The organism is Novosphingobium umbonatum (assembly GCF_004005905.1).
In the GTDB taxonomy this organism is placed as follows: domain Bacteria; phylum Pseudomonadota; class Alphaproteobacteria; order Sphingomonadales; family Sphingomonadaceae; genus Novosphingobium; species Novosphingobium umbonatum.
Genome location: NZ_SACO01000009.1, coordinates 71,029 through 87,330 on the forward strand (window position 1 = coordinate 71,029; position 16,302 = coordinate 87,330).

Here is a 16,302-nt window from a genome sequence, read left to right on the forward strand (position 1 = left end):
CAAGGGGCCATGAGCCCGAAACAGCCGCACCCGCAAATGGATAAGCCAACCATGGTCGCTGTCTGGTTAGCATGGCTTGTGCAAGCATGCTTAACGTTGGCGCAAGTCAAAGGAAAGAGCAGGAAGGGGGCGGAATTGGAACCACAGGCCTGAAATAAAGCCGTTTCGGGCATGATGGGGTGATTTGCTGCAATATAGGCGCGGTAAACGCTCTCCTGGGGGACAACCTTTAGTTTTGCAGCGCACGCACCGCAAAGGCCGCCGCCGCCGCGCGGGTTTCCACGCCCAGCTTGATGAACACCTGCTCCAGATGCTTGTTCACCGTGCGGGGGGAGATATCGAGGATTTCGCTGATCACGCGGTTGGGCTTGCCATGGCTGATCCACAACAGCACCTCGGCCTCGCGCAGGGTCAGGCCGTGGCGGGCCTGTAACAGGGCAATGTCGGCGGCGGGATTTACATCATTGATCCGCACCAGCATCTCGGCCCCGCGCAGGCGGGTGACCAGCACCAGTTCCAGCGTGGCATGGGGCAGGTCGATCCTTATGGTCGCGCCATTCTCCTCGGCGCGGGCCAGACGGGCCAGTGCGGGGGCCAGAGCATCGGGCGCGGGGCCACTGATCCGGCGCCATGCGGGGAAATAATCCTCCAGCAGGCTGCCTGCTTGCGGGGTCCACCATTCGATGCTCTGCCCCTGCGACACCGCGATCAGATGCCGCCCGCTGGCATCCAGCGCGGCCTGGCTGTCCTGTGCCAGACGGGCATTGGCCATATGCACCCGCACCCGCGCCACCAATTCGTTGATGACCAAAGGTTTGCGCACATAATCCACGCTGCCCGCCTCCAGCGCGGCCAGCACATGCTCGCTTTCGGTCAGGCCAGTCATGAAAATGACGGGGACGCGGGCGCTGGCCGGTTGGCGTTTGAGGATGCGGGTGGCCTCGAAGCCGCCCATGCCGGGCATGACGGCATCCATCAGGATCAGATCGGGGGTGATATGGGCCAGCAAGGCCAGCGCTGCCTCGCCGCTGGTGGCGATCAGCACCCGCATGCCTTCGGCCTCCAGCGTATCGGCCAGAAAGCGCAGGGATTCGGGCGTATCATCCACCACCAGCACTGTGTCCGTATGCGCCTGCGGGCTTTGCTGGTCGGGAGCGACGGAGGACAGGGCGCTCATACCTGCAAATCCTGTGTCGCGGCGCGCACTTGCGTGGCCAGACCCGACAGGTCGAACCGGTCAAGGCAGCCCAGCAGGCTGGTTGCCAAAGGCTTGGTTTCGGGCACGGCCTGCTCCAGCGCGCGGATGCTGCGTTCGATCCCGCGCACATGGCCGATGCGCACATCATTTTCGATGTCGGACAGAAAGGGCAGCGCGGCAGCGGGCAGGCGGGTGGTATTAGGGCTGACGGGGGCTTCCTCCTCGGCGGTAGCGCCCTGCCATTGCAGCTCCAATTGGTTGCCCACGACATCGATCAGCGCGTCCAGATCGACCGGTTTGATCAGGAACTGGTCATGGGCAACAAAGCCCGCGCTGCCGGTGTGGATCTCATGCGCGTCGCCCGAAACCATTACAATGCGAATGTCGGCCCCATGCAAATCGCGCAGCCGCCGCGCCACTTCCCAGCCCGACAGGCCGGGCATGGTGACATCCAGCAGCACCAGCTCCGGCTTGTGCTGACGCGCCAGCGCCAAACCCTTGTCGCCATCATTGGCGGTCATGATGGTAAAGCCCAAAGGCTCCAGTAGCCCGCGCAACAGGCCGAGCTGGTCCGGATCATCATCGATCAGCAACACGCTGCGGCTGGGGCCGGCAAAGCCGGTGATCGCCTGCGGGCTGCGCAAGTCCTGAATCGGCGCGGCCACGGGGCCCAGCATCAGCTTGACGGTGAAGGTCGTGCCTTCGCCCTCCTCGCTTTCCACCGACAGATCGCCGCCCAGAATATGTACCAAGGCCTGACTGATGGCGAGGCCCAGCCCGATGCCCTTTTGCCTTTGCGCCTCGGGATGGCTGCCGCGTTCAAAGGGGGCGAACAGCTTGTCCAGATCCTTGGGCGGAATGCCGATCCCGCTATCGGCAATGGTAAAGGTCACCAGTTGCGCGCGATAGGCGACGCGGAAAGTGACATGGCCCGCCTTGGTGAATTTGATGGCATTGGACAAAAGGTTGATCAGGATCTGCCGCAAGCGTTTCTGGTCGGTGCCGACGAAATCGGGCAGGTGACCGCTGGTTTCATAGTTGAACACCAGCCCTTTGGACTGCGCCTGCGGGCGGAACATCTTGGCCAGTTGGTCGAGGAAGCTTTTCAGACGCACCGTGTCTTTGGACAGGCGCAAAACCCCGCTTTCGACATGGCTGATGTCCAGCAGCCCTTCGACCAGATTGGTCAGATGCTCGCTCGAACGGCGGATGATCTTGGCCGCCTCCAACGGGGCGATGTCATGCCCGCGCTCCATCAATTGCGCATAGCCATAGATGGAATTGAGCGGCGAGCGGATTTCATGGCTGACAGAGATGAGATAGCGGCTCTTGGCCAGACTGGCCGCTTCGGCCGATTCCTTGGCCTGCCGCAATTGTTCCAGCGTGGATTGGTGGGCATCCACTTCGGCGCGCAGGCTGGTGACATGGGTTTGCACCTCGCGCATGGCGGCGCGGCGGCTTTGATGTTCCTGCACCAGCACCAGCGCCAGACCCCAGCCCAGCGCCAAGAGCACTGCAAGCAAGCCTCCCAGCACCACTCGCAACACCGGCAAGGAGGTCTGCGCCACATGCGGCACCAGCACCACATAGGCCGCCCCCAGCAAAGCCACCATCGCCAGCGACAATCCGCCCAGTGCCAGTGTCGCCTGCCCCATCCGGCTGTGCAGCCAAGCCGCCAGCCTGTCCGGCAACAGCGCCAGTGCGGATCGCAGCAGGGAGCGGAGAGAGGCGGTCGCTTGCATCCCCGCCATGATGCGCCGCTGGCAGAATGCTGCCATGGGCGGTTTGACGTAGGGAAGCGTTTGAAATCTGGCCGCCCTGCGGAAGTTGTCAGAGTTAACTGCTATAAAGGTTGCAGGTCATGCGGGTAGCGGCCGGCGAGGGATTATAGATCTGCGTATAATCGCGCAGGTCGCGCACCACGAAACTGGCGGTGGTGTGGATCAGGCGGTTCTTGATATAGATGGTGCCGAACAAGGGTTGGTATTCATAATTGAGCTCGACAAAAATCGCGCCAACCCCGCTGGGGGCATTCACCTTATAGCCGGTGTCGCCCATGCCGTTGGGCATGGCGGTGCCGGCATTGGCGGCGGTGGCATCGGTGCCCGCAGTGGTGCTGGTCGTGCCATAGGAGGAATCATAGCCCGTCCCGCTTTTCAGCCCGATGCAGCGTTGCCAATGGATGCGTTGCACCACGCCGGTGTCATAGGATTGCTGCACATTTTCCAGACTGGAGATGATGACGCGCCCATGGGTGGACAGGCCCAGCCCGCTGCCTTGCAGGCGCGCGCCGGTCAGCACGTCATTCATGTCCACCTCGCGGATCTGGGTGGCGGCCAAAGCGCTGCTTAACCCTACGCGGCTGGCATTGTCGGCCAGATTGAGCGCCAATTGGCTGACCTGCAATTGCACGCGGGCGTAATTGGCATATTCGATCCCTGCCGATCCCAGAAAGAACACCAGCGGCAGCGACAGGCTGAACTCGATCAGCGAGGCGCCGCGGCGGCATCGGAACAGGTCGCGCCACAGGCTTTGCATCAACCGCATATCGTGGCGGCCGCATAAGTGGTCTGCCCCGACCATGGCTGGTTTTTCAGCGCAGTGACCGCGGTAAGCGTGACGCTACGCCCCCATCCGATCCATTGGGTAACGGGGAAAAGGCGGGGATAGGTGATCTTGACCGTATAGACCACCGTATCATCGGCATTGCCGCCGCCAGTCAGGCCCGGATCGGCGTCCCATGTTGCATTGCCATTGGTGTCGGTGAAGCATTCGCCGCTGTCATATTGGCCGTTGCCATTGGCGTCCGTAAAGCTTTCGGGCGTGATCGCGCCATAGGAGGCATAGGATTTTCGCGTGGGATAGCCGCTGACAAAGGCGGCATTGCCGTTCAGATTGCGCACCGCCTGCAAGACACCGGCGTCGATGGTGGTGGTATTGGCATTTTCGATCGTGCTGTCGCGGCCCGCTTTCTGCACCGCTCCCGTCAGCACCGCCTGAATATAGGCCTGATAGGCCAGCTCCATCATCCCCATCCCCAGCGTGAGCATGATCGGCAAGACCATGGCAAATTCGACCAAGGCCCCGCCGCGCCGGTCAAGGAACAGGCCGCGCCCGATCATTGCGCGATCCTCAATTTGGCCATTTGCGAGGCGATGGTGGAAAATTGCGTGGCCAGCCCCGCGCCGCTGGTCGAGGATAGCGCCTGGGCGGGTGTGGTGGCGCAGGCTTGCAACTGGCTGGTGGTGCCCATGCCAAGGGCCACCGTCCAGACGCTGATATTGCGCGCCTTTGCCGCCGAACAGGCCGCCAGAAAGCGGGCGTTGTGGTAATCTTTCAAGCTGCCGTAATTGCCGCCCGAAACGCGCTTGTCATAATATTCGATGCCATACATGCCATAGATGGAGGTACTGGGCGCCATATCGCCATCGGTCAGGAACACCAGCACGCGGCGGGGGGCTTCATGCCCGCTCCATGCGGCGGTGTCGGCGGCGAACAGGCCGGTGGGGGACAAGAGCCGTGTGCCCCAGATCATGCCCACATCGTGATAAGTGCCGCCCATCGGTTTGAAATCGGCGGCATTGACATAGGCCGAAATCTGGGCGCGGGTCATGGTTTGCAAACGCGCCACCGGCTTGCCGCAGGAAATTAGGCCGGATTTGAAATAGGTGGCTATGCCCAGATTGGTGTGGCTGGCGCTATCGCCGGTGGACGTGGCATTGGCGGTGCTGTTCAAATTCCATCGCGCATAGATCAGTTCGGGCCACATCGGCTTCCATTGGGTGTTGATATCATTGGTCGGCGCCAGATCGGGGTTGAGGTCATTGGGCAGGGCCGATTGGCTGAAACTGGTTGCGCCTGCGGTGGTGGAGCGCTCTTCGAGGCAGCCGGTCCATTGGCTGGTGGCGTTGGTGGTCTTGCTGGGGTCATCCACGGTGTTGCCGCGGGCAAAGCTGTTCACATTGACCGAGCTGGCCTGATATTGCCAAACCGGCTGTCCATTGTTCCAGCCCGATTGATAACGGGTCTGATAGGTCCAGCTGTTGTTGGTGCTGCTGGCGCCGCCCACCACATAGCCGGAATCAATATCCATCACCGCGCGGCCTGCATTGATGGTGGATGTATAGGTGACAAAGCCATAGCGCACATGGGTGGTGGGATCGGCCGCTGCCGTCATCGTGTCGTAAAAGCTCAGCACTGCCGAGCGTAAGGCGGATATGCGTGATCCCGACGCCTCGGGCACGGCATAGGCGGTGGTGCCCGGATAGCCTGCGACCGAAAGATTGCCGCTGCCGCTGCCATCGGCGGGGCGGGTATAGGCGGTGGCCGGATGGTTGCTGACATAGGCGCTGCAGGTGGTCGAATCGTCCGTCGGCAGGCAGGCCATCGATCCGGTGGTGTCCGGCACGAACATCACATCGACATCGCTGACCTGATATTTGCCCTCGCAACTGGCGTTGAGCGTGATGGAGGGAAAGCCGAAAATCCGCATCAGGCTCATCGGCACGGTGGCATGGGCCGCGCCCATCACCTGCGCATCGCTGCTTTTGCTGGGGGTAAAGCTGATGGCGGTAATGCCATACCAGCCCACGCGGATATTGTTGGCGAAATAGGCATTGGCCGCCGCAGTCGCGGTGGCATCCAGCGTGGTGCTGCTGGTGGTTGTATCCACCATCGCCTTGCGTCCGGCCAGCACGCCGGCATCGCAGGCCTGTTGCAGCCGGGCATTGACCATATAGAGCCGCCCGCCATCAATCGCGCATCCGACAAAGGCCAGCAACAGCGAGGTGATCAAGGCCATGATCGGCAGCGCATTGCCACCTTGTCCGCGCAGTAAGGCGCGGATCAAGGGCATGGGCGGCAGAGATGGACTTCGAATCGGCACGGGCGCGCGGTTTCCTGCGATCCGCCCTGGTCGCATGGCGGCGGTTCGGAACAGGATTATGCCCCTGTTATGGTTGCCAAGCCGCCAGCGCTCCCTAGGGGAATCTGCGTTATCCCAGATGCATGCCTTTCAAATCTTCGGCAGGGGCGGGGCGGGACAGCAGGAAGCCCTGGAAATTGTTGCAGCCACAGGCGGCCAACCGGTCGCGTTGGTGCTGGGTTTCCACCCCTTCGGCCACGATCTCCAGCTTCAACGCCTTGCCCAGACGGACGATGGCGTCGACCAGCCCTTCAGCCTCGTCATTGGCTTCCAGATTATGCACAAAGCTGCGGTCGATCTTGATCTTGTCCACCGAGAAACGCTTGAGCAGGCTGAGGCTGGAATAGCCGGTGCCGAAATCATCGAGCGCGATGGAGAAGCCTTCCTGCTTCAGCATGATGATATTGTCGCGCGTGGTGCCATCATCGCCCAGCAGCGCGGTTTCGGTGATCTCTATTTCGTAACGCGAGGGGTCGACATGGAATTCGGCCACCAATCGCGTCAATGTCCCCATGAACATCGGCGAACGTAATTGCAGGGAGGACACATTGATGGCCACCCGCGTGTTGACCCATGTGCAGGTTTCTTCAAACACGCGGCGGAAAATATATTCGCCCAGATCAAGGATCAGCCCGCTTTCCTCGCATAGCGGAACAAAGATCGAGGGCGGGATCGCCCCGCGTTCGGGATGGGTCCAGCGTACCAGCGCCTCCATCGCGTCAATATGGCCGCGTGCGTCCATCTGGGGCTGATAGACCATTTTCAACCCGCCTTCGGCCAGAGCCTGACGCAGGTCGCTCTCCAGACTGCGGCGCATGCGCAAGGCGGCATCCATATCGGGTTCAAAGAAAGTCACGCGGTTGCGGCCGCCTTCCTTCGATCCATAAAGCGCCATATCGGCCTGCCGCAGCACTTCGGCCGCGTCCAGTTCGGGGTTGGTGATCAGCGTGACGCCGATGGAGACGCCCACTTCCACCGTGCCCGCCTCCAATTGGAACGGGGTCTCGAACAATTTGAGCACGCGCTCGGCCAGATGCGAGGCACCGGCGGCGTTGGTTTCGGGCTGCAGGATGACAAATTCATCGCCGCCCAGACGCGCCACCGTATCGGAATCGCGGCACAGGTCGGTCAGGCGGCGGGCAACCTGCTGGATCAATTCATCCCCTGCATGATGGCCCAAAGTGTCATTCACTTCCTTGAACCGGTCCAGATCAAGGCAATGCACCGCGATCTCGCCATAATAGCGGCGCGACATGGCCAGCATCTGGCGCAGGCGGTCAAACATCATGGCGCGGTTGGCCAATCCGGTCAGCATGTCGTGAAAGGCCAGATGGCGCGCATGGGCCTCGGCGGCGATCAGATCGCTGGCGGCATGGGTGCTTTGCCGCATGAAGAACCACACCGCCACGCCGAAGACAGCGGTAAAGCCGATCAGGATGAAGGGCATGCGGGCGCGCAAATCGCCGATGGGATCGGCAGGCTGCCATTCCAGCAGCGCGGTGACATGGCCCTGCTTGTCGGTCAAAGGCAGGCGCGCGGGCAATTGCGGGCGGTCGCCGGGGGACAGGATGCGGGCTTGGAGCAAATGATGCTGGCGACCAAATTGCTGCACCAGCGCATCGTCCACCGCGATGACGGCTTCGGCACGGGCCAGTTTGCCAGCCTTGCCCGCCTGCGCCACCAGAATGATGCTGGGGTTGCGCGTTCCGGCATCGGCCACGACTCGCCACCCTATGGGGGCATCGGGGCTGGCTGCATGGACCTCCACCTGTCCCGAACCACTCATCGCCCGCAAGGGGGCGGCCAATTGCTGTTCGATCCATCCCTTATTGCCCGCGTTCAATTGCAGGGGCGTATCGGAAGGCGCTGTCAGGCTGGCAAAGCTGCGCTGATAGCTGTCCAGCATCTGCTGCCAGCTTTGCTCTACCACATTGCGTTCATAGGCTTTTCCGCTTTGGGCTATTTCATGGAACAGCAAGAATGAATTGAGCACCAGCATCAGCAGCGCCCCCACCACCAGCATGGCAATAGGGCGGAACAGGCCTGCCCGGCGCTGTTCCTGTGTGGGCGTTACATCCGGCTCCATTCGCCATTCCCCAAATTTTGCGGAACTGTTGGCCTTCGATACTGCCAGCGCGCCGCTTTGTTACATTATTGTAGTCTTGCATAAGGCTCTCGCCTTGCAGAAGGTTTGGCAAAAGCGCCCTGTGTTTAACCTAGGGATGGCAAAAAATTTGTTCAGCATGTCGGGCAAGGATTTGGTGAAAACTGATCCTCCACAATGGGACTCGTGACTTGGCTCCTAGGCACAATGTCCTAGGGATTGCTGCGTGGGTGACCGGTGGGAGGGTTGCGCGCTTTTTCCCCAGATTTGTTGGCAGGCCGCGCCTTTGTCGTTAAGGCGCGCGCAGCCATCAATTGTCTGGCGTTTCAACACTATTGCCATGTTTCATCGGGAAGGACGGGTGTGACCGCCGGTAATCCCACGGGAAAATGGATAAATACGTGCTTGAGCGCGGCCAAGCCTTGGCGTTAAGCCTGTCTAACTTGCAATGGAATTTCAGCCATGACCGCGCCTTTGATTTCCCCTTCGATCCTTTCCGCCGATTTTGCCCGGCTGGGCGAGGAAGTGCGCGCGATTGACGCGGCTGGCGCGGACTGGATCCATGTTGACGTGATGGACGGCCATTTCGTGCCCAATATCACCATCGGCCCGATGGTGGTAAAGGCGCTGCGCCCGCACACCAAAAAGGTGTTTGACGTCCATCTGATGATCTCGCCGGTGGATGGCTATATCGAGGCTTTCGCGCAGGCAGGGTCCGACTACATCACCTTCCACCCCGAAGCAGGCCCCCATGCCCATCGCACGGTGCAGGCCATTCATGGCGCGGGTTGCAAGGCGGGTGTCTCGCTCAATCCGGCCACGCCTGCCAAGATGCTCGACTATCTGATCGATGACATCGATCTGGTGCTGGTGATGAGCGTGAACCCCGGTTTCGGCGGACAGAAGTTCATTTCCAGCCAACTGCGCAAGATCGAGGCGATCCGCAAGATGATCGACAAGACCGGGCGCGACATCCGTCTGGAAGTGGATGGCGGGGTTGATACCACCACTGCCCCGCTTTGCGTGGCCGCTGGCGCGGATGTGCTGGTGGCGGGCACGGCCACATTCCGTGGCGGGCCGGACCAATATGCCGCCAATATCGCGGCGCTTAAGGGAATCGCCTAGGATCATGACGGAAGCCAACGGATCTGCGGAGGGTAATGCCCATATGGGGGACCATAAAGGGCATGGGGCCAAGGCGCGGGCTATTCCGTTGGCGACCAAGGGTCTGGCTGGCGAGGATGTGGTGATTGCTACGCGTGAGGACGAGCCTGCCAGCAGCCTGCCGGATACCGGTCGCGCACTGGCTTTGGTGGATTTTACCCCGCCCTCGGTCACTGCGGGCGAGCGTTTCCTGCGCATGGCCTATCGGCTGGGTCTTTCCGGCCATGCCTTGACCGCGCCTTTCCGCAAGCCCTTGCGCCCGCGCCTGTTGGCTACTGCGGTCAATCCTTTGCCGGGCGACCGCGCGGCAGGGGCGGCTTTGCGGGCAGGCCATTTTCTGGTCCATGGGCTGAAACTGCCCATCGCGCAGATCGATTTTGCCGGTGCGGGCCGTCTGGCCCCGCCGGTGGAGCGGATTGTCCATGGTTTCCATTGGCTGGCCGATCTGGAAGCTGCCGGAACGCCGGAACAGGTCTGCCCTGCGGCGGAACGTGTGCTGTCGGCATGGCTGGCCGCCAACCCCGCCCCGCCGGCCAAGCCGGGCAAGGGCGGTGCGGCATGGACGGTGGGCCATACTGGTACGCGCCTGCTCAACTGGCTGGTGCATGCGCCTCTGTTGATGTCGGGGCCGGACAAGGATCTGCGCCAGCAGACTTTGCAGCTGATCTCCGACACCGCGCGCTGGCTGGACAAACATGTGTCGCGCGGCGAAGATGGCTTGGCCGTGGTGGCGGGCTGGTGCGGGATTGTCGCCGCCGGTCTGTTGCTGCCCGAGGGCCGCGCCCGCCAATTGTATGGCGAGGCGGGGCTGATTGCCGCGCTGGGCGAGATGCTGGGCGATGATGGCGGCTGTATGGCGCGCAGCCCGCTGGCGCAGATGGAGGCGCTGGGCCTGCTGGTGCGTCTGGTGGCCTGCTATCGCGCTTGCCGCCTTGATCCGCCTTCTGCGCTGGAATCGATCATGGCGCTGATGGTGCCGCCTTTGCTGGCGCTGACCCATGGCGATGGCGCGCTGGGCAGCTGGCAGGGTGGCTGGTCGGTGGCGGCGTCCGATGTGTCGGCCTTGGTGGCGGCCACCGGCGTGCGGGCAAGGCCGCTGCGTCAGGTGCGTCAATGGGGCTATCAGCGGGTCAGCGCGGGCAAGAGCCTGTTGCAATTTGACGCCGCCCCGCCGCCTCTGGCCCGCCATGCGCGCCATGGTTGCGCTTCGACGTTGGCCTTTGAATTGAGCCATGCGGGGCAAAGGGTGATCGTCAATTGCGGCGGCGCGGCTTCTGCCGGTGGTCTGATGCCGGTGCGTCTGGAACAGGGCTTGCGCGCAACGGCTGCCCATTCGACGCTGGTGCTGGACGATGCCAATTCCACCGCCGTCTTGATCAATGGCGGGCTGGGCGCGGGCGTGACCGAGGTGGAGATTGACCGCCGCACGCTGGAAGGTGAGCGCGGCGGCAGTGCTGGCCGCACCTGGGGCGCCACGCGGTTGGAGGCCAGCCATGATGGCTATGCCGCCCGCTATGGCCTGACCCATCGCCGCATCCTGATCCTGCGCGATGATGGTACCGAATTGCGCGGCGAAGACCTGCTGGTGCCCACCAGCCGCAAGGGCAAGCGCGGGATGGTGGGCTTTGCCATCCGTTTCCACCTTGGCCCCGGCGTGGAGGTGGGCCTGTCGGAAGACAAGCAGGGCGTGGGCATGGCCCTGCCCGATGGCAGCTATTGGCAATTCCGCAGCGGCAGCGGCGAGATCAGCATCGAGGAATCGATCTGGGCCGATGGTCTGGGCCGTCCCGTTCCGGTGCAGCAATTGGTGATACAGGGCAAAGTGTCGCGCGGGGGCGGCAATTTTGCATGGCTGCTCAAGAAGATGGGGTGATGCTGGCGGCGCCTCTTATGCCGCATCTGCGTATTTTCTGGCGCTAGACCCTTCCCAAATCGCCCAAAATCCTTATGGGGCGCGGCAAAGCGGTGGCCGGAAAGGTCGCCAGCGTCTGCCGTAACGGCCCCCTTTGCGCGACAGGAAGATCCGATGACCGATATTGTCACCATCCGCCGAGCCCTGCTTTCCGTTTCCGACAAGACCGGTCTGGTCGATCTGGGCAAGGCACTGGCTGCCAAGGGTGTGGAACTGGTCTCCACCGGCGGCACGGCCAAGGCTTTGCGCGATGCGGGGCTGGACGTGAAGGATATTTCGGAGCTGACCGGCTTCCCCGAAATGATGGATGGCCGCGTGAAGACGCTGCACCCCAAGGTCCACGGCGGCCTGCTGGCGGTGCGCGACAATGCCGAGCATGTGGCATCGATGAACGAGCACGCAATCGGCGCGATCGATCTGGTGGTGGTGAACCTCTATCCTTTTGTGCAGACCGTGGCCAAGGGCGGCACGCGCGAAGAGATCATCGAAAACATCGACATTGGCGGCCCCAGCATGGTGCGCTCGGCGGCCAAGAACCATGATTTCGTGGCGATTGTTACCGATCCTGCCGATTATGCCATTGTGGCCAGCGGCGAAACCACGCTGGCCCAGCGCCGCAAATTTGCTGCCAAGGCCTATGCGCTGACCGCCAGCTATGATGGCGCGATCAGCCAGTGGTTCGCCCGCGTCGATCAGGGCGAAACCTTCCCCGAAACCTTGGCCATCACCGGCGCCCGCGTCACCGAACTGCGCTATGGCGAGAACCCGCATCAGAAGGCGGCGCTCTATCTGCCCGCAGGGGACGCCACGCAGGGTCTGGCCCAGGCCGTGCAGGTGCAGGGCAAGGAACTGTCCTACAACAATTACAATGACGCCGATGCCGCGCTGGAACTGCTGGCCGAATTCAAGCATGCCGAACCCACTGTGGTGATCGTCAAGCATGCCAACCCCTGCGGTGTGGCCACCGCCTCGACGCTGGTGGAGGCCTATGAAGCCGCGTTCCAATGCGACTCGGTCAGCGCGTTCGGCGGCATCATTGCGGTGAACCGTCCGCTCGATGGGCCCACGGCTGAGGCGATCAGCGGGATCTTCACCGAAGTGGTTGTCGCCCCCGATGCCGATGAAGCGGCCAAGGCGGTGTTCGCCAAGAAGAAGAACCTGCGCCTGTTGCTGATCGGTGAAATTCCCGATGCGAAGCGCGAAGGTCTGGTGGCCAAGCCGATCGCCGGTGGCCTGCTGGTGCAGACCCGCGACAATGGCGCGATCACGTTGGATGACCTGAAGGTCGTCACCAAGCGTCAGCCCACGAGCCAAGAATTGCAGGACGCGCTTTTCGCATGGACCGTGGCCAAGCATGTGAAGTCCAACGCCATCGTCTATGCCAAGGATGGTGTGACGGCGGGCATTGGCGCTGGCCAGATGAACCGCCGCGATTCCTCGCGTATTGCCGCCGCCAAGGCTGCCGAAGCGGCCGAAACCCATGGCTTTGCAGAAACCCGTACCAAGGGCAGCGCAGTGGCTTCCGATGCTTTCTTCCCCTTTGCCGATGGTCTGCTGGCCGCGGTTGAAGCGGGCGCCAGCATGGTGATTCAGCCCGGCGGTTCGATGCGCGATGATGAAGTGATCAAGGCTGCCGACGAGGCCGGTCTGGCCATGGTCTTCACCGGCATGCGCCATTTCCGTCATTGATGAAGACGGCGCTGGCCAAGGGCTGGCGCCCTGTCTTTCCTCCTACAAATGCTGCGCCTGCGTCATTTCGTCGCAGGTGCAGCGCATTCTGCCGCTGGCTCGGCGATTAACCGCCTCTGTTCACTGGACAGTCAGCCGCATTGGGTGAAAGACCCCTTGCGACGCCTCCTGACAGGAATCATGGCATATGGGCCTTTTCAACGCACAACTCTATCGCTCGCTCGCGCTGGGCTTTGTGCTGGGCGGATTGTTGGTGGCGGGCGTGCTGGGCACCGGCCTGCTGGGCGGGGAAAGCCTGATTGCGGCGGCCACTGCCGCTCCGGCTGACGAATAAGCCCGCGATGGCGCCCCGCAGCGCCGTTTTAGCATTCTTTCTGCTGCTGGCCGCTTGTGATTCGGCGCCCGCGGTGCAGGCTTCCGAAAGCGTAACTCTGGCCCCGCCAGCGCAAGTCAGCGCGCAGGAGCCGTCCGGACCGCAACAGGCGGTGTTTGCCGGTGGCTGTTTCTGGGGCGTGGAGGCGGTGTTCTCCCATGTCAAAGGGGTGAGCAGCGCGGTGTCGGGCTATCATGGCGGCACGGCCAACACCGCCAATTATGACAAGGTGGGCGAAGGCACGACCGGCCATGCCGAAGCGGTACGCATCACCTATGATCCCGCGCAGGTGCGCTATGATGATCTGCTGCGCATCTTTTTCTCGGTTGTGATCGACCCCACCCAGACCGACGGGCAAGGCCCCGACCATGGCCCGCAATATCGCGCCGCGCTGGTGCCGATCAATGCCGAGCAGCAGCGTGTTGCCAGTGCCTATCTGGCGCAATTGGGCGCGGCGAAATTATGGCGCGGGCGGATCACCACGCGGATCGAGCCCTATCGCGCGTTCTACGCCGCCGAGGCCTATCATCAGGACTTCATGGTCCATAACCCGACCCATCCCTACATCACCTATTGGGATGTGCCCAAAGTGGAAGCGCTGAAAAAGCTGTTCCCTGCGGCCTATAAGGCGGATTTCACCCCGCGCTGAAACCGGCTATGCAGGCGCGCATGAGTTTGCATCATCATCACGAACATTCCGGCGAAGGGCTGGTGGCGGCGGCACGCGGCGCGCTTGAAAAAGCGGGCGAGCAATGGACCGAGATGCGCAGCGATGTCTATGACGCGCTGGCCGGTCAACCCAAGCCCGCCAGCGCCTATGACATTGCCGAGGCCGTGTCCAAGGCGCGGGACAAGCGCGTGGCGGCCAACAGTGTCTATCGCATATTGGACCTGTTCGTGCGCAACAATCTGGCGCGGCGGGTGGAAAGCGCCAATGCCTATATCGCCAACCCGCATCCGGGCTGTCGGCATGACTGTATCTTCCTGATTTGCGATGGTTGCGGCAAGGCGGTGCATATTGATGACGACCGCCTGACCGGCGCCTTGATCGAGGCCGCGCGCGGGGCTGGCTTTGCCGATGTGCGCCCCGTGGTGGAATTGCGCGGCATGTGCGCCGATTGCAGTGGCGGGGGGGAGTAACTCCCTCCCCCTACATCACCCCATGCATCAACCGGCGGATCGCGCGCGATAGCACCAGCAGCACCAGCCCCACGCCAATGGTCACCAGCCCGATTTGCGTGAACACGCCCATATAGGTGGCAAGGCTGAGCTTGAGATTGGTGACCTGCCCGCCCACCGTATCCACCGTGGCCATTTGCGCCAGCAGGCCCGCACCATATTGCCCCATGGCCAGCGAGAGATACCACGCCCCCATCATCAACCCGACGATGCGCGCGATGGACAATTTGGTGATCATCGACATACCGACGGGCGAAATGCAAAGCTCGGCAATGGAATGGACCACATAGAGGCCCGCCAGCCAGCCCAGACCCACTTGCGCATCCGGCCCCGCCATGCTGCCGCCCAGCACCAGCAGCAGAAAGCCCGCGCCCACCCCGATCAGGCCAAGGCTGAATTTGACAGGGATCGAAGGCTCCCAACCGCGCTGCGCCAGCACGGCCCAGACCGCGCTCATCACTGGCGCCAATGTGACAATGGCGATGGCGTTGAATTGCTGCGTCTGGGGCGCGGACATTTCGAACAGGCCGAACACCGAACGGTCCACATTGCGGTCGGCAAACAAGGTGAGCGAGGAACCGGCCTGTTCAAACAGGCTCCAGAACACGGTGTTGAACACCATCAGGATGATGGCCGCCAGCATCATCTCGAACTCCTGACGGCTGCCCACCCGCCATGACCAGACCAGAATGGCCGGAAGGCTGATCCCAAAAGTGGCGCAGAGCAATTTGCCCATCACCGGTAGGCCCGTCAGATAGCCGATAAAGCCTTCTCCCGCCTGTGGGGCAGGGGTAGCCATCAGATTGGTGAACAGGAAATAGCAGGCCGGAATGGCCAGCAAGGCCCCGCCATAGATCCAGCCCTTGCGGTCGCCGCCTTCACGCACCGGCGTTTCGCCATAGCCCGCCAATTGCCCCTCGCCAAAGCGCAAGGCGGCCCATGCGACCACCATCACCACCCCGGCCACGCCCAGCCCCAGCGGCCAGCCATAGGCATCGGCCAGAAAAGGGCAGGCCAATTGGCCCAGCAAGGAGCCCGAATTGATGCCCATATAGAAAATGGTGAAACCGGCATCGCGGCGCTTGTCGCCATCATCATAAAGCGCGCCGACCATCGTGGCGATATTGGGTTTGAAGAAACCATTGCCCACCGCCACGGCGGACAGCGCCAGCAAGGTGATGGCCAGACGCAGCTCGTCGCGGTCGGCCCCTTCCTGCAGGGCGCCCTTGGGCAGGTGGCGCGCCACCGAGCCTTGCGCGTCAACGAGCAGGATGCTGCCATCCTCCTGCCCCTTGATGGTCAGGCTCTGGCCATGGTCGATCACTTGGCGGGTTTCATTCTTGTCGCTGGTGGGGCCATCGCGGAAATTTGTGATGGTCAACTCGTGCCTTGTCCCGTCATACTCCACCCATGGCTTGGCAGGCGCGCCCCCAAAGGCCAGCGCGAAATAGCCCGCCGCCATCACCAGCGCGCCGAATTTCACCGCGCGCTTGGACCCCAGATATTGGTCCGCCAGCAAGCCACCCACCAAAGGCGTCAGATAGACCAGCGCCGTATAGCCGCCATAGATCCCCGCCGCGACTCGGTCGCCCAGCAGGAAATGTTTGGTGAGATAGAGCACCAGCAGCGCCCGCATGCCGTAATAGCCAAAGCGTTCCCACATCTCGATGGCGAACAGGCGGGCAAGCGGGCGAGGGTGGCCGAACCATTCGGCGGAGCTTGTGGGAGCGTTCATGCGCGGCAAATTAGCGCAAGGCGT

The 16,302-nt window shown here is 62.4% G+C and carries 13 protein-coding genes; 6 read left to right on the forward strand and 7 right to left on the reverse strand.

The genetic code is table 11. From position 1 onward, the window contains the following. Positions 1-229: 229 nt before the first annotated feature. From EOE18_RS12335 to EOE18_RS12360, 6 genes are all read right to left on the reverse strand, one after another. Positions 230-1,177, reverse strand: coding sequence for a response regulator transcription factor (locus EOE18_RS12335; RefSeq protein WP_127709953.1), 948 nt, complete (start codon positions 1,175-1,177; stop codon positions 230-232). Next, the gene (locus tag EOE18_RS12340) at positions 1,174-2,940 is read right to left on the reverse strand and encodes an ATP-binding response regulator (protein ID WP_246027421.1); all 1,767 of its coding nucleotides are present in this window, start codon (positions 2,938-2,940) and stop codon (positions 1,174-1,176) included. The genes EOE18_RS12335 and EOE18_RS12340 overlap by 4 nt, the downstream gene beginning before the upstream one ends. A 94-nt stretch (positions 2,941-3,034) precedes the next feature. Further along, positions 3,035-3,745 (reverse strand): TadE/TadG family type IV pilus assembly protein, encoded by a 711-nt coding sequence (locus tag EOE18_RS12345; protein WP_127709955.1) that lies wholly within the window; start codon positions 3,743-3,745, stop codon positions 3,035-3,037. Then, positions 3,736-4,320 carry a TadE/TadG family type IV pilus assembly protein gene (locus EOE18_RS12350; protein ID WP_127709957.1) on the reverse strand — a complete coding sequence of 195 codons (585 nt, stop codon included), beginning with the start codon at positions 4,318-4,320 and terminating at the stop codon, positions 3,736-3,738. Before EOE18_RS12350 ends, EOE18_RS12345 begins: the two co-directional genes overlap by 10 nt. Further along, positions 4,317-6,083: a TadE/TadG family type IV pilus assembly protein gene (locus EOE18_RS12355; RefSeq protein WP_246027422.1), complete on the reverse strand. Its 1,767-nt coding sequence runs from the start codon at positions 6,081-6,083 to the stop codon at positions 4,317-4,319. Before EOE18_RS12355 ends, EOE18_RS12350 begins: the two co-directional genes overlap by 4 nt. Before the next feature lie 109 nt (positions 6,084-6,192). Continuing rightward, complete coding sequence (locus tag EOE18_RS12360; RefSeq protein WP_127709959.1) at positions 6,193-8,208, reverse strand: putative bifunctional diguanylate cyclase/phosphodiesterase; 2,016 nt, start codon at positions 8,206-8,208, stop codon at positions 6,193-6,195. A gap of 480 nt (positions 8,209-8,688) precedes the next feature. Between EOE18_RS12360 and rpe the strand changes: the two genes are divergently transcribed. The 6 genes from rpe to EOE18_RS12385 all read left to right on the forward strand — a co-directional run bounded on the left by rpe (position 8,689) and on the right by EOE18_RS12385 (position 14,504). Beyond that, positions 8,689-9,351 carry a ribulose-phosphate 3-epimerase gene (gene rpe / locus EOE18_RS12365; RefSeq protein ID WP_127709961.1) on the forward strand — a complete coding sequence of 221 codons (663 nt, stop codon included), beginning with the start codon at positions 8,689-8,691 and terminating at the stop codon, positions 9,349-9,351. 4 nt (positions 9,352-9,355) lie between these two features. Next, the gene (locus EOE18_RS12370) at positions 9,356-11,263 is read left to right on the forward strand and encodes a heparinase II/III family protein (RefSeq protein ID WP_127709963.1); all 1,908 of its coding nucleotides are present in this window, start codon (positions 9,356-9,358) and stop codon (positions 11,261-11,263) included. Between the two features lie 153 nt (positions 11,264-11,416). Then, a complete protein-coding gene (gene purH / locus EOE18_RS12375) occupies positions 11,417-12,991 on the forward strand; it encodes a bifunctional phosphoribosylaminoimidazolecarboxamide formyltransferase/IMP cyclohydrolase (protein WP_127709965.1) in 1,575 nt (524 codons plus the stop codon). A 187-nt stretch (positions 12,992-13,178) separates the two neighbouring features. Then, positions 13,179-13,325, forward strand: coding sequence for a hypothetical protein (locus tag EOE18_RS18465; protein WP_164852745.1), 147 nt, complete (start codon positions 13,179-13,181; stop codon positions 13,323-13,325). Between the two features lie 7 nt (positions 13,326-13,332). Next, positions 13,333-14,013 (forward strand): peptide-methionine (S)-S-oxide reductase MsrA, encoded by a 681-nt coding sequence (gene msrA, locus EOE18_RS12380; RefSeq protein WP_127709967.1) that lies wholly within the window; start codon positions 13,333-13,335, stop codon positions 14,011-14,013. A gap of 20 nt (positions 14,014-14,033) precedes the next feature. Then, complete coding sequence (locus tag EOE18_RS12385) at positions 14,034-14,504, forward strand: Fur family transcriptional regulator (RefSeq protein ID WP_127709969.1); 471 nt, start codon at positions 14,034-14,036, stop codon at positions 14,502-14,504. A gap of 10 nt (positions 14,505-14,514) precedes the next feature. On the opposite strand, the gene EOE18_RS12390 is transcribed toward EOE18_RS12385, so the two are convergent. After that, complete coding sequence (locus tag EOE18_RS12390) at positions 14,515-16,278, reverse strand: peptide MFS transporter (RefSeq protein WP_127709971.1); 1,764 nt, start codon at positions 16,276-16,278, stop codon at positions 14,515-14,517. Positions 16,279-16,302 lie beyond the last annotated feature (24 nt).

Bases quoted from the DNA above. Each gene is read 5' to 3' on its own strand.
- EOE18_RS12335 (WP_127709953.1), bottom strand. From the start codon at position 1,177: ATGAGCGCCCTGTCCTCCGTCGCTCCCGACCAGCAAAGCCCGCAGGCG.
- EOE18_RS12340 (WP_246027421.1), bottom strand. From the start codon at position 2,940: ATGCAAGCGACCGCCTCTCTCCGCTCCCTGCTGCGATCCGCACTGGCG.
- EOE18_RS12345 (WP_127709955.1), bottom strand. From the start codon at position 3,745: ATGCGGTTGATGCAAAGCCTGTGGCGCGACCTGTTCCGATGCCGCCGC.
- EOE18_RS12350 (WP_127709957.1), bottom strand. From the start codon at position 4,320: ATGATCGGGCGCGGCCTGTTCCTTGACCGGCGCGGCGGGGCCTTGGTC.
- EOE18_RS12360 (WP_127709959.1), bottom strand. From the start codon at position 8,208: ATGGAGCCGGATGTAACGCCCACACAGGAACAGCGCCGGGCAGGCCTG.
- rpe (WP_127709961.1), top strand. From the start codon at position 8,689: ATGACCGCGCCTTTGATTTCCCCTTCGATCCTTTCCGCCGATTTTGCC.
- EOE18_RS12370 (WP_127709963.1), top strand. From the start codon at position 9,356: ATGACGGAAGCCAACGGATCTGCGGAGGGTAATGCCCATATGGGGGAC.
- purH (WP_127709965.1), top strand. From the start codon at position 11,417: ATGACCGATATTGTCACCATCCGCCGAGCCCTGCTTTCCGTTTCCGAC.
- EOE18_RS18465 (WP_164852745.1), top strand. From the start codon at position 13,179: ATGGGCCTTTTCAACGCACAACTCTATCGCTCGCTCGCGCTGGGCTTT.
- msrA (WP_127709967.1), top strand. From the start codon at position 13,333: ATGGCGCCCCGCAGCGCCGTTTTAGCATTCTTTCTGCTGCTGGCCGCT.
- EOE18_RS12385 (WP_127709969.1), top strand. From the start codon at position 14,034: ATGAGTTTGCATCATCATCACGAACATTCCGGCGAAGGGCTGGTGGCG.
- EOE18_RS12390 (WP_127709971.1), bottom strand. From the start codon at position 16,278: ATGAACGCTCCCACAAGCTCCGCCGAATGGTTCGGCCACCCTCGCCCG.